General features: G+C 70.9%; 18 protein-coding genes. 11 read left to right on the forward strand and 7 right to left on the reverse strand.

Annotated features, from left to right (window positions below):
• The 6 genes from AAH979_RS40020 to AAH979_RS40045 all read left to right on the forward strand — a co-directional run.
• The coding region (locus AAH979_RS40020) for a family 16 glycoside hydrolase (RefSeq protein WP_346263333.1) at positions 1-1,863 on the forward strand (1,863 nt) is incomplete at its 5' end.
• Positions 1,864-1,912: 49 nt separating this feature from the next.
• On the forward strand, positions 1,913-3,130 hold the full coding sequence (locus AAH979_RS40025) for a multicopper oxidase domain-containing protein (RefSeq protein WP_346263334.1): 1,218 nt from the start codon (positions 1,913-1,915) through the stop codon (positions 3,128-3,130).
• Positions 3,131-3,351: 221 nt separating this feature from the next.
• Positions 3,352-7,287, forward strand: a complete 3,936-nt coding sequence (locus AAH979_RS40030) for a ThuA domain-containing protein (RefSeq protein ID WP_346263335.1) — start codon at positions 3,352-3,354, stop codon at positions 7,285-7,287.
• Positions 7,288-7,511: 224 nt separating this feature from the next.
• The gene (locus AAH979_RS40035) at positions 7,512-9,359 is read left to right on the forward strand and encodes a LamG-like jellyroll fold domain-containing protein (RefSeq protein ID WP_346263336.1); all 1,848 of its coding nucleotides are present in this window, start codon (positions 7,512-7,514) and stop codon (positions 9,357-9,359) included.
• 189 nt (positions 9,360-9,548) lie between these two features.
• Positions 9,549-10,196, forward strand: coding sequence for a PadR family transcriptional regulator (locus AAH979_RS40040; protein WP_346263337.1), 648 nt, complete (start codon positions 9,549-9,551; stop codon positions 10,194-10,196).
• 156 nt (positions 10,197-10,352) lie between these two features.
• On the forward strand, positions 10,353-11,546 hold the full coding sequence (locus tag AAH979_RS40045) for an FAD-dependent monooxygenase (protein ID WP_346263338.1): 1,194 nt from the start codon (positions 10,353-10,355) through the stop codon (positions 11,544-11,546).
• A 121-nt stretch (positions 11,547-11,667) separates the two neighbouring features.
• Here the strand turns inward: AAH979_RS40045 and AAH979_RS40050 are convergent, their stop codons facing one another.
• From AAH979_RS40050 to AAH979_RS40060, 3 genes are all read right to left on the reverse strand, one after another.
• Positions 11,668-12,519, reverse strand: a complete 852-nt coding sequence (locus tag AAH979_RS40050; RefSeq protein ID WP_346263339.1) for a hypothetical protein — start codon at positions 12,517-12,519, stop codon at positions 11,668-11,670.
• A complete protein-coding gene (locus tag AAH979_RS40055; protein ID WP_346263340.1) occupies positions 12,519-13,013 on the reverse strand; it encodes a hypothetical protein in 495 nt (164 codons plus the stop codon). The genes AAH979_RS40050 and AAH979_RS40055 overlap by 1 nt, the downstream gene beginning before the upstream one ends.
• 79 nt (positions 13,014-13,092) lie before the next feature.
• Entirely contained in the window at positions 13,093-14,445 is a 1,353-nt protein-coding gene (locus AAH979_RS40060) for a hypothetical protein (protein ID WP_346263341.1), read from the reverse strand.
• 382 nt (positions 14,446-14,827) lie between these two features.
• Between AAH979_RS40060 and AAH979_RS40065 the strand changes: the two genes are divergently transcribed.
• Positions 14,828-17,728 carry a BTAD domain-containing putative transcriptional regulator gene (locus AAH979_RS40065; RefSeq protein WP_346263342.1) on the forward strand — a complete coding sequence of 967 codons (2,901 nt, stop codon included), beginning with the start codon at positions 14,828-14,830 and terminating at the stop codon, positions 17,726-17,728.
• Here AAH979_RS40065 and AAH979_RS40070 read toward each other — a convergent pair.
• The 3 genes from AAH979_RS40070 to AAH979_RS40080 form a co-directional block, all read right to left on the reverse strand.
• Entirely contained in the window at positions 17,661-18,560 is a 900-nt protein-coding gene (locus AAH979_RS40070; RefSeq protein ID WP_346263343.1) for an LLM class flavin-dependent oxidoreductase, read from the reverse strand. The two genes, AAH979_RS40065 and AAH979_RS40070, sit on opposite strands and share 68 nt — an antisense overlap.
• Positions 18,557-20,452, reverse strand: a complete 1,896-nt coding sequence (locus AAH979_RS40075; RefSeq protein ID WP_346263344.1) for an FAD-binding oxidoreductase — start codon at positions 20,450-20,452, stop codon at positions 18,557-18,559. Before AAH979_RS40075 ends, AAH979_RS40070 begins: the two co-directional genes overlap by 4 nt.
• A gap of 182 nt (positions 20,453-20,634) precedes the next feature.
• Positions 20,635-22,134, reverse strand: coding sequence for an FAD-dependent oxidoreductase (locus AAH979_RS40080; RefSeq protein ID WP_346263345.1), 1,500 nt, complete (start codon positions 22,132-22,134; stop codon positions 20,635-20,637).
• A gap of 63 nt (positions 22,135-22,197) precedes the next feature.
• Between AAH979_RS40080 and AAH979_RS40085 the strand changes: the two genes are divergently transcribed.
• From AAH979_RS40085 to AAH979_RS40100, 4 genes are all read left to right on the forward strand, one after another.
• On the forward strand, positions 22,198-22,827 hold the full coding sequence (locus AAH979_RS40085) for a TetR family transcriptional regulator (RefSeq protein WP_346263346.1): 630 nt from the start codon (positions 22,198-22,200) through the stop codon (positions 22,825-22,827).
• Between the two features lie 99 nt (positions 22,828-22,926).
• Positions 22,927-23,451, forward strand: a complete 525-nt coding sequence (locus tag AAH979_RS40090; protein WP_346263347.1) for a SigE family RNA polymerase sigma factor — start codon at positions 22,927-22,929, stop codon at positions 23,449-23,451.
• Complete coding sequence (locus AAH979_RS40095; RefSeq protein WP_346263348.1) at positions 23,448-24,326, forward strand: hypothetical protein; 879 nt, start codon at positions 23,448-23,450, stop codon at positions 24,324-24,326. Before AAH979_RS40090 ends, AAH979_RS40095 begins: the two co-directional genes overlap by 4 nt.
• A 107-nt stretch (positions 24,327-24,433) precedes the next feature.
• Positions 24,434-25,372 carry an aminotransferase class III-fold pyridoxal phosphate-dependent enzyme gene (locus tag AAH979_RS40100; RefSeq protein ID WP_346263350.1) on the forward strand — a complete coding sequence of 313 codons (939 nt, stop codon included), beginning with the start codon at positions 24,434-24,436 and terminating at the stop codon, positions 25,370-25,372.
• Positions 25,373-25,503: 131 nt separating this feature from the next.
• On the opposite strand, the gene AAH979_RS40105 is transcribed toward AAH979_RS40100, so the two are convergent.
• Positions 25,504-26,287 (reverse strand): PIG-L deacetylase family protein (locus tag AAH979_RS40105; protein ID WP_346263349.1); only part of this gene is annotated, 784 nt, incomplete at its 5' end.

Here is a 26,287-nt window from a genome sequence, read left to right on the forward strand (position 1 = left end):
CCGGTGATGGTGCACCAGCCGGGTCAGCACACCGTCAGCTACCGGGCGACCGACGAGGCCGGCAACACCTCCGTCCCGCAGTCCGTCACGTTCGAGGTCGCCGACACGTCCACTCCGGACACCACGCCGCCGACCGTGACCGGCGGGGTCACCGGCGACCGCGACGAGAACGGCGGCTACCTCGGGGCCGCCACGGTGACCCTCTCGGCCACCGACACCGAGTCCGGGGTGGACCGGATCGAATACGCGGTCGACGGGCAGGCGTACGCGGCCTACACCGCTCCGGTGACCGTCAACACGCCCGGCGAGCACACCGTCAGCTACCGGGCCACCGACAAGGCGGGCAACACCTCGGCGGCGCAGTCGGTCACGTTCCAGGTGGTCGAGCGGCCGGGTGACACCACCGCGCCGACCGCCACCGCCACCGTCGCCGGCAACCGGGACGGCACCGGGGCGTACGTCGGTGCGGCCACCGTGACGGTCTCCGCCACCGACGCCGGCTCGGGTGTCGACCTCGTCGAGTTCTCCCTCGACGGGCAGCCGTACGCGGAGTACACCGCTCCGGTGACGGTCAACCAGCCCGGTCAGCACACCGTCTCGTACCGGGCCACCGACGTCGCCGGCAACACCTCCACGCCCGGCTCGGTCTCGTTCAGCGTGGTCGCCCCGCCCAACCCCGACAACACCGCCCCCAGCGTGAACGCCGCGATCACCGGCCAGCAGGACGGCAGTTGGGCGTACGTGGGCAGCGCCACCATCGTGCTCACCGCCACCGACACCGGCTCCGGCGTCTACCGCGTCGAGTACGCCCTCGACGGCCGGGGATACGTCGTCTACTCCGGCCCGCTGACGGTGAACACCCCCGGTGCGCACACGATCAGCTACCGGGCCACCGACCGGGCCGGCAACGTCTCGGGGACCGCGTCGGCCACCTTCACCGTGGTGCCGAGCGGACCGCCGGCGCCGAGCTGCCGGGTGACCGACACCCGGCCGACGGTCTGGATCGGCACGCTGAACAGCGCCGTGCCCAACCGGGTGGTCGAGGGCCGCTGCTCGATCAACGACCTCATCTCCGACGAGCGGGCCTGGCCCAGCCACGCCGAGTTCGTGGCCCACGTCAGCGCGGTCGCCGAACACCTGCACCACCGGGGCAAGATCCTGCTGAAGGAGCAGAACGCCCTGGTACGCACGGCCCGCGAGTCCGGCGTCGGCCGGACCGAGGCGAAGCAGGGCTACGTGCCGCTGCTCGACCGCACCGCCGCCTCGTTCAAGCTGTGGGAGCAGGTCGGGGCCGGCGGCTTCCGGCGCAACGCCGACGGCTCGATCACCAGTAAGGCCGTCGACGGCCTCGGCATGCTCTGGTTCCCGGTCCGCAGCTACGGCGACTTCTCGCTGAAGCTCCAGTGGCGGGACGACGCCCCGGGTGACGGGCGCGCCAACAGCGGCGTCTTCGTCCGCTTCCCGCAGGTGCACCAGCACCCGCAGGAGTCCCGCCCCGAGTGGGTGGCGATCAAGTACGGCCACGAACTCCAGATCTTCGACCGGACCGACGGCGACCAGTACAAGAGCGGGTCGGTGTACGGCTTCGACCGGGTCGACCTCGACGGCGCGGCGGTCACCCCGAAGGGCACCTGGAACGACTACGAGATCCGCGTGGTCGGCCAGCACTACTCGGTGTTCCGCAACGGCACGCTGATCAACGAGTACGTGAACGTCCCCGACGCCGTCTTCACCCCGCCCCGCGCGGACGATCCGGGCGGTGCCGGGCGCCAGAACGCGACCGGCTACGTCGGCCTGCAGAACCACGGCGCCGGCGACATCGTGACCTTCCGCAACGTCCGGATCGCCCCGCTGATCCCGTGACGCCGCATGCCGTCTGATCCCCCGCCTAGCCGAGCGATTGGATAGAACGTTGGACCAGGAAACGAAGGACATCGGCGAGGTCGTACTCTCGCCACCCGACAGGGGGCCGGCGTCGCCGACCCGGCTGCTCGGCACGAGCGCCGGCCGGGCCGTGCTGGTGGCGGCCATCATGCTGGCGACGCTGGTCGGCGCGGGCGGGCTGGCCGTGGCCGGCGGCAGCACCGCCCGGCCGGCCGAGCGGTCGGTCGAGGCCGCGGCGGCGTCGGCGGAACGGCCGGCGGGCTGCGTCACGCCGGACCGGCGGCTGAACCTGTACGCGGTCGAGCTGCCCAGGGACCCGGTGACCAACCAGGTCCGGCTCGGCTACGGCCTCACCCCGCAGACGGCCTCCTACCCGGGGCCGACGATGGAGATGATCGAAGGGGAATGCCTGGCGATCACCCTGCACAACCAGGTACCGGCCGCCACCCTGGAGCAGTTGCGCACCGATCCGGCGCATCCGGTCGGCGTCTCGCTGCACGTGCACGGGGTCAAGTACACCCAGCAGTCCGACGGCACGGTGCACAGCAACTCGTTCGTGCCGCCGGGCGGTTCGCGGACGTACATCTGGTTCGCCAAACCGCGCACCGCGACCTCGCAGGGCACCGCCGGCTACTGGTGGTACCACGACCACGTGGTCGGCGGGCCGCACGGCACCCAGGGCCTGCGCTCCGGGCTGTTCGGCGGTCTGGTGGTACGCCGGCAGGGAGACCCGAGGCCCGACCGGACCTACGTGACGGCCTTCGGTGACCGGCAGACCATCAACCTGCGGCGCAGCGCGGAGGCCGACACCTGTGACCCGGTGAACCCGCAGCCGGGCCCGACCTGCCTGGTCGCCAAGCTCGGCGAACGGGTCGAGTTCATCGTGATCGGCATCGGGGACGACATGCACACGTTCCACGTGCACGGTCACTCCTGGGCGGACACCCGGACCGGCCTGGTCGAGGGCAGCAACAGAGCGCTCATCGACTCGATCCCGGTGATCGACAACAAGACCCTCGGCCCGGGTGACAGCTTCGGCGTGCAGATCGTCGCGGGTGACTCCGTGGGACCGGGCCACTGGATGCTGCACTGCCACATGCAGTTCCACTCCGACCTGGGCATGTCGACCACCCTGCACGTGCTCGACGAGAACGGGCAGATGCCGCCGCACGCCGGCGGCCATCCGCCGGCCGCGCCGGCACAGGGCGCCGCGGCGCCTGCCGGCGCCCACTCGAACCACCGATGACCCGCGACACTCCGCAGCACCAACCGAGCACCCCTGCCAGCGCCTGAAGCACTCTTCGTACCCCCTGTGGAGGAGGAGAAATGGCTCACCGACGCCATTTCCGGCTATCCCGATCGGTCGGGCGGCACCGTCCCGACCCTGTTGACCTTCCGTCCCCCGCGCTCCACCCGGTCCCCCGGTCCCGGAGTCGCGGTGCCGGCCCGTTCCGCCGCGCGGTCGCCGTGGCCTCGGGCGCCCTGCTCACGCTCGGTCTGCTGAGCGCGCCGGTCGCCGCGGCCCCGGACGCCAGCGTCGGCGCAATCGCGCCGGCCTGGGGCGGCCAGGCGGTGAACGTGCTGGTCTTCCACGGCCCGGCGGCCTCCCAGGAGGACCCGGTCGCCAGGGCCGTCAGCACGATCCGAAAGCTGGGCAACGAGAACGGCTTCACCGTGCACGTCTCCGCCGACCCGGCGGTCTTCACCCCCGACAACCTGGACCGCTACCGCAGTGTGGTGTTCCTGTCGGCCAACGGGGTGACGCTGAACGACGCCCAGGAGGCGGCGTTCCAGGCGTACGTCAAGGGCGGTGGCGGGTTCGTCGGCATCCACGACGCGGCCCGCGCGCAGCCCGGCTCCGAGTGGTTCACCGGTCTGATCGGCACCCGCCCGGCGGCGAGCCTGCCGAACGCGGAGAAGATCGAGAGCGTCACGGCCAGCGGCAACAACCCGCCGAACGAGATCGTCGAGAACCTGATCGACGGTGCGACCGGGACCAAGTGGCTCACCCGTACCCCGACCGGGTGGGTCGTCGCCAAGCTCGCCGAGCCGAAGGCGATCGCGCACTACGCGCTGACCTCGGCGAACGACTTCACCGGCCGGGACCCGAGGGACTGGACCCTTCAGGGGTCGACCGACGGCGAGACCTGGACGGACCTGGACCGCCGCACCGGGGAGACCTTCTCGGGGCGGTTCCAGACCAAGCAGTACACGTTCACCAACACCGAGGCGTACGAGTACTACCGGTTGAACATCACCGCGAACAGCGGTGAGCCGCTGATCCAACTCGCCGAGCTGTGGCTGATCGGCCCGAACGCGGGACCGGCGCCGGAGAGCCAGGTGCAGGAGGCCGTGGTCGACGTGGTCGACCGGCAGCACCCGGCGAACAAGGGCCTGCCGTTGAACTGGACCCGGTCCGACCAGTGGATGAACTGGGATCCGAGCCCGGTCGGCCGGGTGCACACCATCGCCCAGGTCAAGGAGAACACCTACAACCCTGGGCTGGCCGGCAACGGCGCGTTCCACCCGATCTCCTGGTGCCGGGACTACGACGGCGGCCGGTCGTTCTACACCGGCATGGGGCGTACCGAAGCCAGCTACACCACCGACACGCGGTTCCGCAGCCACCTGCTCGGCGCGCTCCAGTGGACGGCCGGCCTGGTCCGGGGCGACTGCCAGGCGACCATCGCGGCGAACTACAAGATCGAGCGGCTGACCACCACCAACCAGTCCGGGCAGCTCGACCAGGTCGGTGAGCCGCACGGCCTGACCATCGCCCCCGACGGCAAGGTCTTCTACATCGGCAAGGCCGCCTGCCCGAGCGGGCCGGTCGCCGACTGGGCCGACCCGAACGTGGGCCTGGGCTGCGGCACCATCCACCAGTGGGACCCGAAGACCAAGCAGGTCAAGCTGCTGACCACGCTGAAGGTGATGGGCAACCGGGGCAGCGGCAGCGAGCTGGTGAAGAACGAGGAGGGCCTGGTCGGCATCACCCTCGACCCGAAGTTCGCGGAGAACGGCTGGTTCTACGTCTACTGGATGCCGCACGAGTCGATCGACCGGGAACGGCGGGTCGGCCAGCGTACGGTCTCCCGGTTCACCTACGACCACGCGCAGCAGTCGATCGACCAGGGCACCCGCAAGGACCTGCTGCACTGGGACACCCAGATCCACAGTTGCTGCCACGCGGGCGGCGGCATGACCTTCGACGAGTCCGGCAACCTCTACATCGGTAGCGGTGACAGCAACTCCTCCGGCGGGTCGAGCGGCTACTCCGGCAACAACTGGACCCAGGAGTACGCGGGCATCTCGTTCCAGGACGCCCGGCGTACCTCCGGCAACACCAACGACCTGAACGGCAAGATCCTCCGCATCCACCCGGAGCCGGACGGGACCTACACGATCCCGGACGGCAACCTCTTCACCGGCCAGGAGCAGGGCGGCGGCAAGACCCGGCCGGAGATCTACGTGATGGGCGTGCGCAACATCGCCCGGATCGCCTGGGACCCGGTGAACGACTGGCTCACCGCCGCGTGGGTCGGCCCGGACGCCGGCGCCCCGGACCCGAACCTCGGTCCGGCGAAGTACGAGACGGCGACGGTCATCACCTCGGCGGGCAACCACGGCTGGCCGTACTGCATGGGCAACCGGCAGCCGTACCGGGACCGCAGCAACACCGACGCCACCGTGCTGACCGGCTGGTACGACTGTGACAACCCGCGCAACGAGTCGCCGCGCAACACCGGTCTGGTCAACCTCCCGCCGGTGCGGGACAACATGATCTGGTACTCCCCGCAGGGTGGCGGCCCGGTCTTCCCGAAGCGGACCGACGGTAGCGGGCTGCCGACGTACAAGGCCGAGGACGCCACCTACACCCAGCCGTACCTGAGCGGTGGCGGCCAGGCCATCATGGACGGTCCGACCTACCAGCGCGAGAACGTCGACGTCAACAGCGGCGTCGCCTGGCCGGCGTACTGGGACAACAAGTGGTTCATCGGTGACCAGTCCAACGGCAACAACCGGATCGCCGTCACCGTCGACCCGAGCACCGTCGCCGAGGCCGGGGCGCCGGCCTTCGCCGAGGACCTGCGCGCCATCATCCAGAACGGCACCGGCACCAACCAGCTCGACTCCTGGATGGATGCGAAGTTCGGGCCGGACGGCGCGCTCTACATGCTCGACTACGGCAGGGGCTTCTTCAGCCTGCACCCGAACCAGAAGCTGATCCGCATCACCTACCAGGGTGGCCAGGCCACTCCGAACCCGAGCCTGGCCACGGCGCAGTCGGTCACGCCGAGCCAGCCCCGGACCATCGGCTTCTCCGCCGCGAGGGTCGGCGGGGTGGCCTGGGAGTGGGACTTCGGCGACGGCAGCAAGCTGTCGCACCAGGCCCACCCGACGCACACCTACAAGCGGTACGGCACCTTCCAGGCGACGGTGAAGGTGACCTACGCCGACGGGGAGGTGGTCACCGACAAGATCGACGTGAACGCCGGATGCGGTGCCGCCGATGCCCGGCCGACGGTCTGGATGCTGGACACCGACACCGGGGTGGCCAACCGGCAGACCGGCGGCGGCTGCACGATCAACGACCTGATCGACGACGAGACCACCTGGCCGAACCGGGCCTCGTTCGTCACCCACCTCGACGCCGTGCTCGCCGAACTGACCGCCGCGCACGTCATCGACAACCGCGAGCTGAGGGCGCTGCGCCAGGCCGGGCGGCAGTCCCCGATCGGTGCCACCGACGGCTACCAGCCGATCTTCGACGGATCGGCGAAGTCGCTCGCCGGCTGGCGCCAGGCACCCGGCGGGTCGTTCGCACTGCGCCCCGACGGTTCGATCCGCAGCTCCGGCGGCCTCGGCATGCTGTGGTACGCGGACAAGCAGCTCGCCGACTACTCGATCAGGGTGCAGTTCCGCGACATCTCCCCGGAGAACGTCCGGGCCAACAGCGGCATCTTCGTACGGTTCCCGGACCCGAGGACTCCGCTGGAGCAGCGCCCGCCAGGCAGTTGCGGCACGGTGGGTTCGGCCCGTACCTCCCCGGCCTGGGTCGCGATCTACTGCGGCCACGAGATCCAGATCTACGACGGCGAGACCGGCGAGCCGCAGAAGACCGGCTCGGTCTACAACTTCGCGCCGAACACCCTCGACAAGGCCGGGGCGACCCCGAAGAACCAGTGGAACGACTACGAGGTCCGCGTGATCGGCCAGCACTACACGATCGTCCGGAACGGTGTGGTGATCAGTGAGTTCGACAACACACCCGGCAAGCAGTCGTCCCGCCAGGGCGACCCGCCGACCGACCTGCGGCAGTTCCTCAGCGGCTTCGTCGGGTTGCAGAACCACGGCACCAACGACGTGATCGAGTTCCGCAACATCAGGGTGCGCCAGCTCTGAGCGACCGGGTGCCGGATACGGGCGCGACGCCCGTATCCGGCACCTTTGTGCGTCACTGATCGCGACAACCGGGATGGGCAGGCCGCACCGGCGGCGTCGAGCGCTGGCGGTGCCGCGTTGAGGTTCACCCGGAGTTCGGTCCGCGTTGACGGCAGAAATGATCTCTGTTTGACGGCTTCCGTCGTACTGATCTGCGGTTTCTTCCGCGATCCGAGGAGCAAGTCATGCAGCAGACCCCGAACCGGCGCAGATTCCTACAGGGGGCCGGGCTGGTGGGGGCTGGACTGGTGGGCGCAGGTACGGCCGGGGCGCTCATCCCGGACACCGCGCTGGCCGGCCAGCACACCGGCGACCGCCCCGACCTCGGGTCACCCCGGTTCACCCTGGCCGTCATCCCCGACACCCAGTATCTGTTCGACGCCGACCGGGGCGACCCGGCGCCGCTCACCGCGACGCTGCGGTGGATCCAGGATCACCAGGCGGAGCAGAACATCGTCTTCACCACCCACCTCGGCGACATCGTGGAGAACGCGGCCGCTGCCGAGTTGGCCCGGGCCGGCGAGGTCTTCGAGATCTTCGACCGGCGTCGGACGCCGTACAGCGTGCTGGCCGGCAACCACGACGTCGACCCGTCAACCACCGACCAGCGTGGACCGGGTCCGTACCTCGACGTCTTCGGGCCACGGCGACTCCGTACCTCGCCGACGTACCGGGGCGGCACGCCGGACGGCTACAACACGTACCACGTCTTCACCGCCGCCGGCCGCGAGTGGCTGGTGTTCGCCCTCGACTGGCGGCCCTCCGACGGCACCCTCGGCTGGGCGAAGGCGGTGCTCGCGGCACACCCGCGTACCCCCGTCATCCTGACCACCCACGACCTCGCGCACGCCGACGACACCGGCGTCGCGGAACTCTCCGGGCACGGCCAGCGGCTCTGGGACGGGCTGATCAAGGACAGCGACCAGATCTTCCTCACCCTCAACGGGCACTTCTGGCCGCCCGGACGCACCGTGCTGCGCAACAACGCCGGGCGGGACGTGCACGTGCACATCACCAACTACCAGGACCGCTACTACGGCGGCGGCGCGATGATCCGGCTCTACCACTTCGACCTGGCGCGCAACACGATCGACGTGGAGACGGTCTCGCCGTGGATCCTCGGCCAGCAGCCGGAGCGACGCAACGCACTGGAGCAACGGGAGGTCGAGTTGACCGACCCGGCCAACCGGTTCAGCCTCGCCGTCGACTTCGCCGACCGGTTCGCCGGGTTCGCCCCGGTGCCGCCCCGCCCGCCCCGCAACCCGGCCACCGTACTGGTCGACGGCACCGTCGCCTACTGGCGGTTCGACCAGGGCCGGGCTGATGGCACGCCCGTGCCGGACGGCTTCCGGATCGCGGATCTCTCCGGCCGGGGCAACCACCTGACCCGGGTCACCCTCGCCGGCAGCGGCCCGGACGCGTTGCGCTGGTCCACCGAACACCACGGCGACCAGCCGGCGCACGCGAGCCTCTTCTTCGACGGCGGCAAGCGGCCCGCCCGCGGCGCCTACCTGCGTACCGTCGACGAGGCGCCGCTGAACGCGACGACCTTCAACAACGGCTACACGATCGAGGCGTTCGTGAAGCTGCCGGCAGACGTCCGGGCCACCAACCACGCCTGGATGAGCATCCTGAGCCGGTTCGGCGCCGGCCGGGACGCCGGCAAGACCGGCGGTGACCCGGCGGAGCCGATCGCCACGCTCAGCATGTCGGATGGCATGGCGTTGCAGTGGGCGGTCTTCCCGGTCAACCAGGACGGCATCTCCACCAACTGGGGCCACGAGATGCGCGCCGACGAATGGTTCCACGTCGCGGTGGTGAACGACGGCCGGCGTACCACCCTCTTCGTCGACGGCGCCGAACTGCTCCGCAACCCGTCCACCCCGGCCCGAGGACTGGCCAGCTCACGCGAGCCCTGGTTCGTCGGCGCCTACCACTACGACCGGATCGTGGAACAGGGCTTCTACGGCTGGATCGGAGACCTGCGCATCGTCGACCGTCCGCTGCCGGTCAGCAGGTTCCTCCGGGCCTGACCGGCGCCCCGGCCGGCGTCTCGGCACTGCGACGGCACTCCGGACGGAGTCGCGCGGCGCCGACGCCTTCGCCACCCGGCTCGGTGCACGCGCCCCCGTGCACCGAGCCGGCATCCGTTGCCAACTGATACTCGCGTACATATACTCGTCTGCAAGTAATCGCATGCGAGCATCGGCGAGGTGGGTAGCGTGGCGAAGCGGCGCAAGGTCAGCAACCTGCTGGCCCTCGCCGTGCTGTCGGCGCTCGCCCAGCGACCCATGCACCCCTACGAGATCGCCACGGCCTTGCGAACCTGGGGCAAAGACCAGGACATGCAGATCAAGTGGGGATCTCTGTACACGGTCATTCGCAACATGGATAAACACGGCATGATCGCGGCCGTGGAGAGTGTCCGCGCAGGCCGTCGACCCGAGCGCACCGTCTATCGCATCACCGACTCCGGCCGCGCGGAGCTGGTCGACTGGGCCCGCGAGCTGGTCTCGACCCCCATGCCCGAGCAACCGCGCTTCCGTGCCGGCCTGTCCGTGCTCGCCGTCCTTCACCCGGACGAGGCCGCGCGGCTGCTGCGGCGGCGGTTGGACCTGCTGGACGACAACCTCACGGCCGCCCGCGACGCCCTCGCGCAGCACACGCGGCACATCCCGCGACTGTTCCTGGTCGAGTCGGAGTACGACCTGGCCATCCAGGAGGCGGAAGCGGCCTGGATCCGCGCTCTGCTCGCCGAACTGACCTCGGGCACCTACCCGGGGCTGGACGTGTGGCGGGCCTACCACGAAACCGGCGAGATGCCGGCAGAGCTGACCGAACTCGCGGAAAGGACCAGCTCGACGGAGTGACGGACGCCCTGGCGCGGTGCGCCAACACCGCGCCAGGGCCCTTACCTCGAACCACACCTGGGAAGGCGCTCGGCGCGAGGCGGCAACCACGAGGATAGCCGGTTCCCTCCCAGGTCGGTTCGCCATGCACGAGAACCGATGACCAGGGAGAAGTCCATGACTGAGGTACGGACAGCGATCGTCGTCGGCGGCGGCATCGCCGGCCCGGTGGCGGCACTGGCGCTGCGCAGGGCGGGCATCGCGGCCACCGTCTACGAGGCGTACCCGAGCACCGCCGACGGCATCGGGGGCACGCTCGCGCTCGCGCCGAACGGCGTCGCGGCCCTGCGGACCGTCGGCGCGGACGAGGCGGTGACCGCAATCGCCACGCCGATCACCCGGATGGCCATGGCCGTCGGCGGCAAGCATATGGAAATGCCCGGCCTGGCCGACGTGCCGCCGTTGCAACTGGTGCACCGCAGCGACCTGTACCGGGTACTGCACGACCGCGCCGTCGCCGGCGGCGTGACCATCGAGTACGGCAAGCGCCTGCTGGACACGCAGGAGAGCGCGACGGGCATCACGGCAAGGTTCGCCGACGGCAGTACCGCCAGCGCCGACATCCTCGTCGGGGCCGACGGCATCCGATCGACCGTACGCCGCCTGATCGACCCCGAGGCACCCGGCCCGCACTTCACCGGACTCCTCGGCTTCGAAGCGGTCGCGCGGCACGAGGTGGAGGCCGGCCCCGGCACGATGACCTTCGCCTTCGGCAAGGGCGGCTACTACCTCTACTGGCCGGAGCCGGGCGGCGGCACCCGGTGGGGCGTCAACCTGCCGCAGGAGCGGCCGATCAGCCTCACCGAAGCCCGGGCGGTGCCGTCGGCCGACTGGATGCGGACACTGCGCGCCGCCTACGCCGACGACGATCCCGGCCGTGACCTGATGTCGACCAGCAGCGCCGACGAACTACAGGTGGTCGGATCGTTGCAGATCATGCCACGCGTCCGACACTGGCACCGGGGCCGCATGGTGCTGGTTGGCGACTCGGCTCACGCGCCCTCCAACAGTTCCGGCCAGGGCGCGTCGCTGGCAATCGAAAGCGCGGTGCAACTGGCTCGCTGCCTGCGTGACATCACCGACGTCCCGGCGGCGTACGCCGCCTTCGAGCGCCTGCGGCGCGGCCGCGTGGAGAGGGTCGCCGCCCGCGCGGCGCGGATCAACCAGGCCAAGGCCCCGGGCGCGGTGGCCAGGGTGTTGATGCCACTGCTGATGAAGACCGCCATGAACCCGGAGAAGACGATCGGCCCGGAGCAGCGTTACGTGATCGACTGGGACGCACCGGTGACCGCGGACCCGGCCCTGAGCTGAGCCTGTCGGCATCGCCGCCGGGAGCCGGCCGGTGGTCCACCCGACCGCATCAGCGACGGGTGGACCACGGTCGGCTGGCGCCACCGCCTGCGGCAAGCCGTACACAGTGGATCCCGCACGCTCAGATACCCGGAGTGGCGGTCATGCCGTGCGGGTCGAGAGATGCCTCGAGCCGGATGCCCCCGATGGTCGTCACCCGTTCGCTGTCGGCGTTCTCCGTCGCCCACTTCTCCGCCTGCTTCCGCAGTTGGTCGCCCTGGGGCGAGAGCACCGCGTCGGCCAGGCTGGCGGCGAGCGTCGTGCACGGCTTGGACTTGAGGCCCACGTGGCAGCGACCGCTCACCAATTTGATCTTGTCGTCCGCGTCGTACTCGATGGTGACGTACATTTCCCGCTCGTCGTCGTCCGGCGGTCGGCATCGCATCGCCTTCCCGGACTGGCCCGAGGTCTCCGCAGTGGGCGTGTCGGAGCAGACCCACGAGTTGGACTTCTTCATCCAGTCTTCGGCGACCAACGCGAGGGTCACCCCGGTCATGTACTGCCGCTCGGCGGTCGGGAACTCGGCGGCGAACTGCGGCGCGGAGTCGTTGCCCGGAGGTTCCGTGGTCACCATCCCGGAGATACCGCCGACGAGCCCGCCGAGTACCGCCGTCGCCACCAGCGTGCCGACCAGCGCCAGCAGGAAGCCGGCCTTGGACGGACGCCGAGGGACCGCGCCCCGGGGCGGCGGGAAGGCCGTACCCGGCAAGCCCGGACCTGGCAGACCGGACGGGCCGGCCCCGCCGGGCGGACGGCCGGCGCCGGCCGGGTTGGCGACGGCCGGAGAGTGTCCGAACGGCGGCGGCGACCACGCCGGTCCGGGCTGCCCCGGCGCCGGGGCGGGTGGTGCGGCATCCACCGGGCGCCAGCCGGTGCCGTCCCACCAGAACCTGCCGTCCGGGGAGTAACGCTGTCCGGAAGGTTGGGCGGTCATCAGAAGTTACCCCTGATATTGAGTTCGACGGCATACGTCTCGGGATTGGTCAACCGGTACTCGTAGTCGCCGATGACGGCTCTGGTGTCCTTGTTGCCGTTGACCTGCTCAGCCACCCACTCCTCGATCTGGCCGGACGTCTCCTCGTCGCCCGCGTAGGGCAGGGTGGCGAACCAGTTCAGGTATGCCAGGCCGGTCTCGGCGACCGGGGTGGCCCGATAGATGTCCACGGTCATCGCGTGGATGAGCTCGTCGGAGACCTGGAGCGACGCCCGGAAGCGCACGAAGCCGATCCGCAGCTCGCAGTACTGGTGATTGCTCTCCTTCGTGCAGGTGTGCCCCTGGCCCTGGAGCGCCTGGACCACCGTCGCGGCCTCAAGCCGGGGAATGCAGCTGTAGCTCCCGCAGGACTGGGAGGCCCGGCTGCCCTCGTAGCTGCGCGCGCCGAGGAACGCGCCGACGCCGGCGAGCAGCAGCATGACCACACCGAACACGGGGAGCAGGAGCCAGCGGGGCCGGTCACCCCCGCCGGGCCTGGCCCCCGCACCGCCACCCGGTGACGCCGCCGACATCTCAGCCCCCATTCCGGACGAAGCTCTTCCACCTGCTGAGGAACGAGCCGCTGGACATGTCGAGCACCTCTTCGGAGATGCCCTCGAAGATCGGCAGCTCCAGGATGGAGCGGTCGCCCGAGTCGATGCGCTGGACGAGGCGGGCGTACAACTCCGCCGCCGCGTCCCGCCCCTTCAGCCGTTCGGCGACGCTGAAGACCGTCGAGCCGAGGGCGTAGTTGAAGCCGGCGTCCTTGTAGAAGGTCTTGCTGGGCGGTGTGCTACCACGGAACTTGCCGGCCCGTACCCCACCGGCGACCTCGTTGCGGATCGCGGCCGCGTGGGCCGGCTGGTCGATGGTCTCGCTGTACCGGGCGAAACCCTCGACCACCCACCTGGCCGGCCGCAGGAGGTCGCTGTAGCCGGACAGTGCGACCCGGGCGGTCACCGAGTGGGTCAACTCGTGCCGGATGGTGCTCCACGGCTGACTCTTCCCGGCCTCGATCGACGCGAGGTTGACCAGGATCCGCGAGGCGGCGTACTGGTCGTCGTAGGTCTGACCGTCCTTCCGCACCCCGAGCTGCGGAATCTGGTAGCCCAGCGCCTGCTGGGCGAAGTCGTCGGCGCCCGTGATGCCGAACCACTTCTCGACGTTCTTCCTGTCCCGGGTGAAAAAGAGGACATTGCCGGGAAAGGCTTCCCGGTCGCCCCAGAGCTGCTTGACCTTGGCCAGTTCCCGGTTCGTGACGGCGGCGTACCGGTCCAGGTCGGTGACGCTCTCGTCCCCGACCAGCCAGACCGTGTCGCCCACCTTCAGCACCGTGAGCTTGTCGGTGTTCCACGGCGCGTCAGCGCGCGGCCCGGGGATCTGAAGCTCCTCCCGGTTCTCCATGGTGACCCGCACTATGTTGCCGACCAGGTAGGTGTCGCCCTTTTTCGTCAGCCAATAGAGGAACGACTCGGCCGGTGCGATGTCGCCGGGACCGGCGTCGGCGGTGAGCTTGGCGATCCGGGTCACCGGCCGGAACCAGAAGCCACCCTTGTCGGGCTGCTCGCTCATGCCGTTCAGGACGTACCGGATCTCGGCGAATTCGAACTGGCGCAGGTTGGCGAAGACCAGCCGCTCCCGCTCGATCAGGTCCTTGTTGGCCGGATCGAGGTCGGCGAGGTACGCCTTCTCGTTCTTCTCCGTCAGCGCCTTTGCCCGGCGCTCCAGGATGGGTCTTATCCGGCTCAACTTCGAGGCCGAGCCATCGTAGTCCGCACTCTGGATGACCGGCTTCTCCGGTCCACCGCATCCGGCCAGCAGCAGCCCACCGGCCAACAGAACCGACCGCCTCGACCACTGGAGCCCACCGGTCACGTCGTTCGGCATCACATCCGGCACGTTGCCGTACCCCCAAGTCCCCCGGAACGTATTCGTCGGCCGGCTCACCCGGCCCCTGGCACTGGTGAATTCCGTGATCACCGCCGGGTTTTTGGCCCGGCGTGCCTACCACGGGACGTCGCGGCCTGGCGCTGCCTACCGTGACGAGGTCGCGGCTCACCACGGGTGGTGAGCCGGCGCGGGTAGAACCATCCGAAAGGGTGCGCCCAGATCCCGCACAGATCCCGCACAGGCGCCGTGGCGCGCTTGACGATTCGTCCCTTATATTGGCGGTGTTCCGTGCCGCGCGAGGCTGGCCAACCCGTACGGACTTGTCGTTTCGACGTCCGGTCTATCGACGTCGGGCGGGTCGACGTGGGTGAGGAGCAGAGTGGAGCTTCGGGTGCTGGGGCCGCTGGAGGTGCGGCACGCGGGGGCGAGCGTGCCGCTGGGCGGGCCTCGGCAGCGCGCCGTACTGGCGGCTCTGTTGCTGCGCGCCAACGACCTGGTGACCTCGCAGTACCTGACCGAGGCGGTGTGGGAGACCCCGCCCGCCAGCCCGGAGTCCAACCTCCGGACGTACGTCGCCGGGCTGCGACAGCGGTTGCAGCAGACCGGCGCGGACGCTTCCCGGCTCGTCACCGACGCCGGCGGCTACCTGTTCCGGGTTCTACCCGGTGAGTTGGACCTCGACACGTTCTCCGAGCTGATCGGCCGGGCACGGCGGGCCCAGGAGGAGACCGCCTTCGTGCGAGCAGCGGAGTGCTACCGGGAGGCGCTGCGCCTGTGGCGCGGCACTCCCCTGGACGGGCTGCCGCTCGGCCCACGTCTCTGGGCCGAGCTGGCCCAGTTGGAGGAGCGGCACCTCAGCGCCGTCGAGCAGCACGCCACGACGCGGCTGGCGCTGGGCGAGCACGACGGCGTGATCGGCGAACTGCGTCGCCTGGTCCTCCAGCATCCGCTGCGGGAGAACCTCTGGTCCCGGCTGATGCTCGCGCTGTGCGGCGCGGGACGCCCGGCGGAGGCGCTCAAGGCTTTCCAGGATGCCCGCCGGGTGCTCCGCGACGAACTCGGCACCGAGCCCGGCAGCGAGCTACAGGATCTCCACCAGCGGATCCTCCGCCAGGAGGCGGTGGCTTCGCCACCCGAGCCGCCCGCCGCCCCGCCCGCCGGAGCGGCCACCGTGCCGAGGCAACTGCCGTCGGACGTACGGGGATTCGCCGCCCGGGCGACCGAACTGGCCCGGCTGGACGCGATCCTGTCCAGCACCGGCGAACCTGCCACCGGGGTACCGGTCTGTGTGGTGTCGGGCACCGCCGGAGTCGGCAAGACCGCCCTGGCGGTGCACTGGGCGCACCGCGTGGCCGACCGGTTTCCCGACGGACAGTTGTACGTGAACCTGCGCGGCTTCGACCCGACCGGTGCGACGATGAGCCCGGCCGAGGCGGTGCGCGGTTTCCTCGAGGCCCTGGCCGTGCCCCCCGAACGGATACCCGCCGGTCTGGAGGCACAGTTCGGCCTCTACCGCAGCCTGTCGGCGGGCCGGCGGATGCTGGTCCTGCTGGACAACGCGCGGGACATCGAGCAGGTCCGGCCGCTGCTGCCCGGCACGCCCGGCAGCCTGGTCCTGGTGACCAGCCGGAACCACCTGACCGGTCTGGTCGCGGCCGAGGGTGCCCACCCGGTGACCCTGGACCTGTTGACCGTCGACGGCGCGCGCGAGATGTTGGCCAGCCGCCTCGGTGCCGCCCGGATCGACGGCGAGCCGGAGGCCGTGGACGAGATCATCGAGTCGTGCGCGCGGCTGCCGCTCGCCCTCGCCGTCGCAGGTGCCCGCGCCGACACCCACCCCGCGTTCCCGCTGGGCGCGCTGGCCCGCGAGCTGCGGGACGTCCGGGCCGGGCTGGACGTGTTCGCCATCGGCGACGCCGCCACCGACGTGCGGGCGGTGCTCTCCTGGTCCTACCGCACCCTGAGCCCGGCCGCGGCCAGGCTCTTCCGGCTGTTGGGCCTGCATCCCGGCCCGGACACCGCCGCACCGGCGGCGGCGAGCCTGGCCGGGCTGCCACCGCATCGGGTACGCCTGCTACTGGCCGAACTGGCCCGCGCCCACCTGGTCGTCGAGCATGCGCCCGGCCGGTACGCCTTCCACGACCTGCTTCGCGTGTACGCCGCGGAACTGGCGGCCGAGCTGGACCCGGAGCCGGACCGGTTGACCGCCGTACGCCGGGTCCTCGACCACTATCTGCACACCGCGCGGGACGCCTGTCGGCTGCTGGATCCGCACCGGGACATGCTCGCCGTCGAGCCAGCCGAGTCCGGGGTGGAGTGTGAGCCGCTCGCCGATCGCGCCGGGGCCCTGCACTGGCTCGCCGCGGAGCACTCCGTACTGCTCGCCACGATCGCCAGGGCGGCCGGCGACGGGTTCGACGCGCACGCCTGGCGCCTGGCGTGGATCCTCGTGGACCACTTCGACTACGGCGGTCGCTACCACGACCTGGCGGTCACCCAGCTCACCGCGCTGAAGGCCGCCCGGCGACTCGGCGACCGGCGGGCCCAGGCCTATGCGCAGCGCGGGCTCGGCGGGGCGTACGCCCAACTGGGCCCGCTCGGCAAGGCCGAGACCCACTACCACCTGGCGCTCGGCCTCTTCGGCGAACTGGACGACCCGGTCGGGCAGGCGTTCGTCCACCTCGGACTCGGCAGGGTGCTCGCCCGGCAGGAACGGTACGCCGAGGCGCGTGACCACGCCGAGCAGGCGTTCGAGCTGCACCGGGCCGCGCTCAACCGGACAGGGCAGGGGCGGGCGCTCAACGGAGTCGGCTGGTACGAGGCCCAGCTCGGGAACTACCGTAAGGCGCTGGTGCACTGCCAGGAGGCGCTGCTCCTCCAGCGGGCCCTCGCCGACCGGCGCGGTGAGGCCAACACCCTGCACAGCCTCGGCTACGCCCACCAGCACCTCGGCAGCCACCGCCAGGCAGTCGCCTGCTACCGGGAGGCCCGGGACCTCTTCGCCGGGCTCGGCGACCGGTACAACGTGGCGGACACCCTGGGCTATCTCGGTGACGCCCATGACGCCGCCGGCGATGCCGGGGCGGCCGGGGACGCCTGGCGGCAGGCGCTCGACATCTTCGTCGAGATCGGGCATCCGGACGCCGAGCGGATCCGCGGCCGGCTCGGTCGTCTGCGCGCCCGGAACGCCGGCTTCGGTGCGGGGCCGGTGTTCAGCCCCGCTCGCGCTCGACGAGTTCACGTACGGCCGGTGCCACTTCCGCGGCGAACCGTTCGGTGATGCCGTGGTCGTCGCCGCCGATGAGGAAGGCGGTGACGCCGTGCGTGAGGGCGAGATCGGCGAGCTGTTCCACCCACTGGGCGGGTGGGCCGGCCAGCAGGCCACGGCCGGTCGGGGAGAACTCGACCTTCATGAAGTTCATCAGTCGCCGTACCTCGGCCGGGGAGCGACCGGCCCCGACCGCGGCCTCGTCGATCCGGGCGTTGTGCTCGGGCAACGATTCGACCCCCCGGGGCAGGTACTCGACCGTGGGCAGCCAGCCGTCGCCGAGCGCGCCGGTCAGGGCCAGCATCTTGGGCTTGTAGGCGCCGACCCAGATCCCGATGTCGTGCACCGGCCGTGGTCCCCGCTTCGCGCCGGCCACGGTGTAGTAGCGACCGTCGTGCCGCAGCGCGCCGCGGGCGTCGGTGTCCCACAGGTCCCGGATGATCGCGATGGCCTCGCCGAGCGCGACGACACCCTGCCCCGCGGTGAGGCGACGGCCGCCCATCGCGGCTACTCCGTCCCAGAAGGCACCGGCGCCGATGCCGAGTTCGAAGCGGCCGCCGCTGAGCACGTCGAGCGAGGCCGCGGCCCGGGCGAGTACGGCCGGCGGGCGCAGCGGGAGGCTGAGCACGTTGCCGCTCAGCCGTACCCGTTCGGTGCGCGCGGCGACATAGGACAGCAGTGTCCAGGTGTCCAGGTACGCCGGCTGGTAGGGGTGGTCCTGGAACGTAACCAGGTCCAGCCCGGCCCGGTCCGCGGTGATCGCCAGGTCGACGACGTGCTGGGCGTTTCCCGCGGCGGGGGTCACGAAGGTGCCGAACAGCAGGTCGTGTCCGTAGTCGGTCATAGCGAAGCCTCCTCGTCCGCCCGCTCGGCGGCGGGCATCCCGGCCCGGGCGTCGAGGCGCGGGTCGATGTTGAAGTTGTCCCGGAACAGGTTGTCCGGGTCGTAGCGCCGTTTGAGGCCCCGCAGCCGGGCCAGCACCCGCGGCGGGAAGGCGTCGTGCAGCCGCTCCGGACGCAGGTCGGTGTCGAAGCTGAGGTAGAGGCCGTCGAAGTGGTGGGCGAGCCGCTCCCAGGCCGCGTCGAGCGCCGCCTGGTCCGCGCCCATCGCCGTGACCTGGAAAGCCGGGGTGCGGTGCGCGAACGCCGTCTCGTCAGCCGGGGTGTCGGCGATGGCTCCGCCCATGGTGCGCAGCTCGAAGAAGTAGACCAGGCCGCTGCGCAGCAGCCGAGCGGCGTCGCGGGCGAACTCGTCGGTGAGTACCGGCAGGAACGCCGACCGGGAGACCGGCTCGCCCATTCCGTGCTGGCCCTCGGGACCGACGTCGGCGGCCTGGGCCATCACGTCCTTGTACCTGGTGAGCACGACCTGCTGTTGCGCGAGCAGGCCGAGTTCGGTGAACGGGGTGAGCCGGTCGACGATGACCTCGGGGTCCTGCGCGTCGACTATCGAGAACAGTTGAACCGTCGACTGGCCCTGGCGGGGCCGCCCGGTGACGAGGAACGCCGTCGTGTCCCGGGGCGCCGTACTCGCCAGCTCGCCGAAGCGACGCAGGGTCTGCGCCATGTCGGTGCTGACCAGGACGAGCTGGGCCCACCCGATCTCGCGCAACTCGTTGACCTCGAACTCGAAGGCCGTGGCCACGCCGAAGTTCGCGCCCGCCCCGCGTACCGCCCAGAACAGGTCGGGGTTCTCGTCCTTGCTCGCCCGCACCGGTGTGCCGTCGGCGAGCACCAGGTCGACGGCGCGCAGGTGGTCGATGGTGAGGCCCTGCTCGCGGGAGAGGAGTCCGATCCCGCCCGCGGTGGCCAGCCCACCGACCCCGACACCGCCGTAGTCGCCGGAGCCGAGCGCCCAGCCGTACGGGTCCAGGGCGGCCGCGACCTGCTTCCAGGTGGCTCCCGGGCCGATCCGTACCAGGCGCCGGTCCCGGTCGAGTACCTCGATGCGGTTCAGCCCTCCGACGTCGATGACCAGACCGCCGTCGTTGGTCGAGCGACCGCTGATGCCGTGCCCGCCACTGCGTACGCCGAGCGGAAGGTGCCGGTGGCGGCGCGCGAAGGCGAGAGCGTCGGACACCTCGGCCGGCGTGCGAGGCCGCAGCACCAGCCCGGGTGAGCCGCCCCGCAGGTAGGTGGATGTGGTCGCGCGGTACCCCGGGTCACCGGGCTCGACCGCCACGTCCGCGAGTGACTCCGGTATCCCGTCGTAGTCGATGCCTGCCCGGCGACGCGCCCGGGCAGCCGCCGGCCGCCGTGGCCGGACGCCGCGGCCCTGCTCGCCGAGCAGGGCGGTCAGGCGATCCACGTCCGCTTCGGTGCGTACGGGTACCACCACCGGTAGCCCGGCCTCGGCCAGGGCGCGGAGCTGGTCGGGCCCGGCACCCTCGGGCGCGGTCACCCAGGCCGACTCCGACGTGATCAGCCTGGTACCGGCCAGCAGGTCGAGACTCTGCCGGGCCTTGTCGACCACGGCGGGGTACGGCGCCTGCGGGTCGGTCGGGTCCGTGGCAGGCGCCGGGGAGGCGACGCCGAACTGGATGTGCTTGGTCCGGCCGGCGAGCCAGACCGCAGTGGTCCAGGGATCCAGCCCGTGACGTTCCTCCGGAACGGCGTCGCCACGCACGACGACAAGGTCCAGACCGCCCGCCTCCGCCCGGCGGGCCAACGCGGCGAGTTCTTCGGGATCGGGCCGCGCCCCGGAAAGGTCCAGCGCGATCCCCAACTCGATGGCCATCCGATCTCCCACCAAAAATCTTGATCTTAGATCGTATTGCGAACAGACGTTTGGTCTAACGGTACATGCTGGTGGGGATATTCCGGGGTGACCAGGGTGACACCGCCGAGGCGGCAGGTTGCCGGCGCCCTCGGGCCGGTGGTCCGAGGGTGCCGCCGGCCACCGAGGAAATCGGACGCCTCTTACAGCGAGCGGAGGTACCCGGCGACGCTGCCCGTCTCCGCCGCGTCGGCGACCAGCCCGATGTGTCCGTCCGGACGGACGAGGATCAGGGCGTCCGGACCGTACGCGCGTGCCACGTGCCCGCCGTCGTCGAGCAGGCTGCCCGGCCCGACCAGGTGGGGCTTGACGATGTCGGTCTCGACCTCGCCGAACATGGCGGCGCAGCGTTCCCCGAGGCCGAGCAGGGTGAAGTGCGGCCCACGGAAGAGATCGAAGAGCCGAACCGGCGCGCCGGTCACCGGGTCGCGCAGTGGCGCGTCCGGTGCCCGGTCACCCGCTCGTGGTCCTCCGGATCGGCTCGCCGGGTGGCGGGAGAGTCGGCTCCACCGGTAGTTGAGCATGAGTTGTGAGAGTTCGGGGATGGCAACGGCATCGACGCCGCCGCCCGTTTCCTTGATCGCGTCGAGGACGGCGTCGAGTCGTTCCGAGGTGATGTCGAGCAGCCAACTCGCAATCGGCAGCCGCTCCTCCTCGTACGTGTCGAGCAGGCTGGAGCTGGCCTTGCCGGCCAGCACGAGCCCCAGCTTCCAGCCGAGGTTGTAGGCGTCCTGGATCCCGCTGTTCATGCCGAGGCCACCCGCGATCGGGTGTACGTGCGCGGCGTCCCCGGCCAGGAACACCCGGCCCACCCGGAGTTGGTCGACCATGCGGACGTTGACCCGGTAGCTCGAGCGCCACCCCAGCCCGCGGAGTCGTACGCCCGGAATGCCGGCGACCCGGTCGAAGGTCCGCTGGAATCGTTCCAGCGTCGGTTCCAGCGGCGTACCGTCCCGGTCCAGCTCGTGCGACGCCTGCACCTGGAAGGCGTTGGTGCCGGGGAGCGGGCAGAGCATGATCCCGCCATCGCCGGTGAACCACTGGTGCCAGGCGTCCCGGCCGAGCCCGTCGACCTCGACGTCGCCGACGGCCATGAGTTGGACGTCCGGCGTCTGGCCGCGCAGGCTCAGGCCGAGTGCCTTGCGGACGGTGCTCCGACCGCCGTCGCAGCCGACCAGATATCGCGCCTGGATCTGAGCCTGGCCGACCGTGGCGGTCACGCCGTCGGCGTGTTGGCGGAAGCCGCGCAGTTCGGCGCCGAGCTCGACGGCGACGTCGAAGTCGGCCAGCCGCTCGCGCAGGATCTGCTCCACCCGCCACTGCGGGATCATCAGGCCGGTCGGGTACGGGATGTCCGGCGTAGGCACCCGTCCGGCCTCGGGGTCGATTTCGGCGACGACCTCCGCTCCCCGGTATTTGCGATGCGGCAGGTGGGTGATGCCGGAGGCCAGCACCTGGTCGATCACCGCGAGGTCGTCGAAGACCTCCAGGCTGCGGGGGCTCAACCCCTTGCCGCGGGAGCCGCCCGGAAACTCCGGGGCCCGATCGACGATCCGCACCGCGACGCCGCGCCGGGCAAGATCACACGCGAGCGTCAAGCCGGTCGGGCCGGCACCCACCACCAGGACATCTGTCTGCGTCATGACTTGAATAAAAACGTTACCGGGTTAAAAAAGCAACCTGGTAACCAATGTTACCCTGCTCAGGTGACCGAGCCGACCGGGCTGCGGGCCCGCAAGAAGGCACGCACCCACGACGCCATCGCCGACGCGGCGATCTCGCTGTTCCTGGCGCACGGCTTCGACCAGGTCTCGGTCACCGACATCGCCGCGGCGGCGGAGGTCTCCAAGCCGACCCTCTTTCGGTACTTCGGCACCAAGGAGGACCTGGTCCTGCACCGATTCGCGGACCACAGCGGTGAGGCCGCGCGCGTCGTGCGTGCCCGCCAGCCCGGCGTCTCGCCATTGACCGCACTGCACCGGCACCTCCGGGCCGGTCTGGACCGGTACGACCCCGTCACCGGTCTCAACGACCATCCCGAGGTGGTGGCGTTCCATCGGCTGGTGTTCAGCACACCGAGCCTGGCGGGACGGGTCGCCCGGTACATGCTCGACGACGAGGAAGCGCTGGCGGGCGCGCTCGGCTCGGGCATCGAGGCACGACTGCGGGCCGCACAGGTGCTCGCGGTCCAACGGGTACTCGCCCGGGCCAACTGGCAGAAGATCGCCGACGGGCGAAGCGCCCGCGACGTCCACCCCGAGGCTGTCGCCGACGCCGACCAGGCATTCGCGCAACTGCGCTCCGGAACCGGCGACGCTACCGACGACGGCTCGTAGGGATCGGCCAGGAGTCGCCACGATCCTGGAGAAAGCTCGGTGCGGTGCTCAACCTTGCCCGTCGGCCTGTCGTCCTTGCTAGCGACGGAAGGAGAGCCGGTGCGCTGGAGGAAGAGCTTCGAGGGCTTGGACACCCTCGTTGCCGAACGGGGCGATTCCCTGCTCGCCACGGCGGTGCTGCTGACCGGCAGCCGTGCCGCCGCTGAGGACCTGGTGCAGGCGGGGCTGGAGCGGCTGATGCGGCGCTGGAACCGGGTGCAGGGCGACAAGGAGGCCTACCTGCGCCGCACGATGTACCACCTCGCGGTCGACCAGTGGCGCAGCCGCAAGCGGCGGCCGGAGGTACTGGCCAGCGTCGAGCCGCCGGGCCGGTCCGACGGCACGGACGCGCTGCACCTCCGCCAGGCGCTCATCCAGGCGCTGGCCACGCTGCCACCCCGGCAACGGGCGGTGCTGGTGCTGCGCTACTGGGAGCAGTACAGCGAGGCGGAAGCCGCGGAGACGCTCGGATGCTCGATCGGCACCGTCAAGTCCACCGCCTCCCGGGGGCTCTCCCGCCTCCGCGAGGTCACGGCTGCCTGGGCGGTTGACGACGCCCCGACATGGAACGGAGCGGGAAGATGACCACTGACATCGAAGAGCAACTGATCGCCGGCATGCGGCAGGAGGTGGCGGGAGTCGCGCTGACCTCCGACGTCGTCGGTGCGGCGAGGCGGCGCCACCAGCGCCGGAGGGCTGTGCTGGGTGCGACGTACGCGATGGGTGTGCTGGGCCTGGCCGGAGTGACCGCAGCCGTGCTGACGGTCGGCGGGGTCGGGCAGCCAGGGCCGGCGGGAGAGCGCGCACCGGTCGCCAGCGCCGCGACGCCGCGACTGGCCCTGGTCGCGGCGGTCGCCGCGAGCGAGAACATCAGCTACCGGATGCGGCTGACCCAGTCGGGGCCAGGAGGACTGACCTACGAGGGTGCGTTCGACCCGAAGACCGCCACCGGGTACGTCCGGGCGCCGCAGGACGACTCGGTCATGACCGAACTGCTGATCAACGGCACCCGGTACATCGGCGGAGAGCCGCCGCTGGGCCCGCTCCCGCCCGACAAGTCGGGCCCGGGCGAGACGTACGGGCGCTACGGCCAGTACCCGGGCAAGCACGACCGACTGTCCCTGTACGGCGCCTCGGACACCGTGCTGGGTGCCGCCTCCCCCGACCCGGCGGCGCTGTTCAAGGTGCTGAAGGACACGAACGCCACCGTCACGGAGAACCCGGACGGCACGCTGCACTTCGAGTACGCCACGCAGCTCAAGGACGGCTCGACCGCAACGACCGGCGACGTCGTCCGGGACGCCGACGGCCGGATCGCGAGGGTGGCGCTCACCTCCACCTGGCAGACGACGGCGAAAGGCCGGCTCGACACCGGCACGTCCACCTCGACGCTCGAACTCTTCGACTACGGCGTGGAGGTGAAGGTGCAGCGCCCGGCCGACGTGGTCCCCGCCAGGTAGGAACCGCTCCGGGCGACCGCCGCGGCGGTGGTCGCCAGGGCACCGTTGGGCTGCCCGCGACCGGTCGAGTCGCGGGCAGTTCACTGAACCTTTTCCACCCCCCTCCGATACCGGGAAACCTCGCACTGCCGGCGCCGAACGCGTACCGGTCGCCGTTCCGATCCTCCGACGGGTCGCACGACTGGGAGACCGAACTCGCCTACGGCTTCGCCCTGGTCGACCAGCAGTCCGCCGGGAGTCTCGCCGCCTGTCTGGTCGAGCCCATCCTCTCCTCGGGTGGGATCATCGACCTGCCGCCCGGATACCTGCGCCGCCTCAAGGAGATGTGCGACGAGCGCGGGATGCTGCTCATCCTCGACGAGGCGCAGACCGGTCTCGGCCGCACCGGCACCATGTACGCGTTCGAGCGCGACGGAGTCGCCCCGGACATCCTGACGTTGTCGAAGACCCTCGGGGCCGGGCTGCCCGTGGCGGCCGTACTCACGTCCGCCGAGATCGAGCAGGTCTGCCACGACCGTGGATTCCTCTTCTACACCACACACGTCTCCGATCCGTTGGCGGCGGCGGTCGCGCTGACGGTCCTCGACGTCATCGACCGGGAAAACCTCGTCGAGCGTGCGGCGAGGCTGGGCGACCAGCTCACCGCCCGGCTACTGGCGCTCCGCGACGGCTACGAGGTCGTCGGCGACGTCCGCGGCCGCGGCCTGCTCCAGGGTGTCGAGCTCGTGCGGGACAAGAAGGGCAGGGCGCCGGCCGATGCGTTGGGCACAGCGGTCACCTCGGCCTGTCTCGAACGGGGTCTGCACATGAACATCGTCCAGCTCCCCGGGATGGGCGGCATCTTCCGCATCGCCCCGCCGCTCACGATCAGCGACGACAAGCTCCACACCGGAGTGGACATCCTCGAGGCATCGCTCAAGTCCGTGCTCGGCGACCACCGGATGAGTGGGTTCACCCGGAGGTCGAGAAGATCACACGTCGCCTCGCCCGGCAGCGTCCAGGAATCCCGCCGGGCGGGTTGGCGGATCGACCCCGGTCGGAGGTAACCGGCGAGGTCGTCCGCCGTCCCGGATTCACCCTGCGGATTCCTCGGCCGCCCGCATGCCGTACCCGTCGTGGCGCGGATCGCCCGCCGCCGGCCGTGCCCGTGGACCGGGCTCCCCGGCCGACGCGCCGGTCACAGCGTACGGACCACGTTCGGGATGAGCCGCTGGAACGCCTCGGCCTCCCGGATCGCGGCGTTGCCGGTGACCCGCCTCGCGTGGTTGCCCCGCTGTTCGGCCCGCTGGGTGTAGTAGTCGCGCAGGTAACCCTGGGCGCCCATCGCGGCCATCGCCTCCTGCTTGGCCGGCATCACCTCGGTGATGTCGACGAAGACCGTCGGGGTGAACCCGCACAGCTCGGGCTGGTGCGGCTCGAAGACGAGGAACTCCGACGGTGGTGCGGTCTTGAAGCCACTGGCCACCCCCGCCCCGGCGGTGAGCTGCCGGGCGGTCGCCACCGCGGCGTGCGCCACCGGGTGGTCCGGGTTGAACGGATCCCGGTCGGGGTGGGTGAGCACCACGTGCGGGGCGTACTCCCGCATCAGCCCGGCCAACCGGTCGATGTCCTCGTCCCGGATCCGTAGCGGGTAGTCCCCCAGGTCGAACGCCTCGAAGCGCGCCCCGACGGCCCCGGCGGCCCGCTGCGCCTCCTCGTGCCGGATCCGCTTGACGTTCTCGATCGTCTGGTCCGGGTCCTTCCACAGCTCACCGGACTCGCCGCGCTCGCCGTACGACAGGGCCAGCACCAGCGCCTCGCCCCCGGCGGCGGTATGCGCGGCGACCGCCCCGGCAGCGCGCCAGACGAAGTCCGCACTGTGCGCGCCGACCACCAACAGCCGGCGCCCGGTCATGCCGGCACCTCCGCGCTCGCCGCCGCCACGTGCCGCGAGTTGACCACGGCCATGGTGTGCACCTCCT

Source organism: Plantactinospora sp. ZYX-F-223, from assembly GCF_039649625.1.
Taxonomy (GTDB): Bacteria; Actinomycetota; Actinomycetes; order Mycobacteriales; family Micromonosporaceae; genus Plantactinospora.

Bases quoted from the DNA above. Each gene is read 5' to 3' on its own strand.
- AAH979_RS40035 (WP_346263336.1), top strand. From the start codon at position 7,512: ATGCAGCAGACCCCGAACCGGCGCAGATTCCTACAGGGGGCCGGGCTG.
- AAH979_RS40045 (WP_346263338.1), top strand. From the start codon at position 10,353: ATGACTGAGGTACGGACAGCGATCGTCGTCGGCGGCGGCATCGCCGGC.
- AAH979_RS40050 (WP_346263339.1), bottom strand. From the start codon at position 12,519: ATGACCGCCCAACCTTCCGGACAGCGTTACTCCCCGGACGGCAGGTTC.
- AAH979_RS40060 (WP_346263341.1), bottom strand. From the start codon at position 14,445: ATGCCGAACGACGTGACCGGTGGGCTCCAGTGGTCGAGGCGGTCGGTT.
- AAH979_RS40070 (WP_346263343.1), bottom strand. From the start codon at position 18,560: ATGACCGACTACGGACACGACCTGCTGTTCGGCACCTTCGTGACCCCC.
- AAH979_RS40075 (WP_346263344.1), bottom strand. From the start codon at position 20,452: ATGGCCATCGAGTTGGGGATCGCGCTGGACCTTTCCGGGGCGCGGCCC.
- AAH979_RS40080 (WP_346263345.1), bottom strand. From the start codon at position 22,134: ATGACGCAGACAGATGTCCTGGTGGTGGGTGCCGGCCCGACCGGCTTG.
- AAH979_RS40095 (WP_346263348.1), top strand. From the start codon at position 23,448: ATGACCACTGACATCGAAGAGCAACTGATCGCCGGCATGCGGCAGGAG.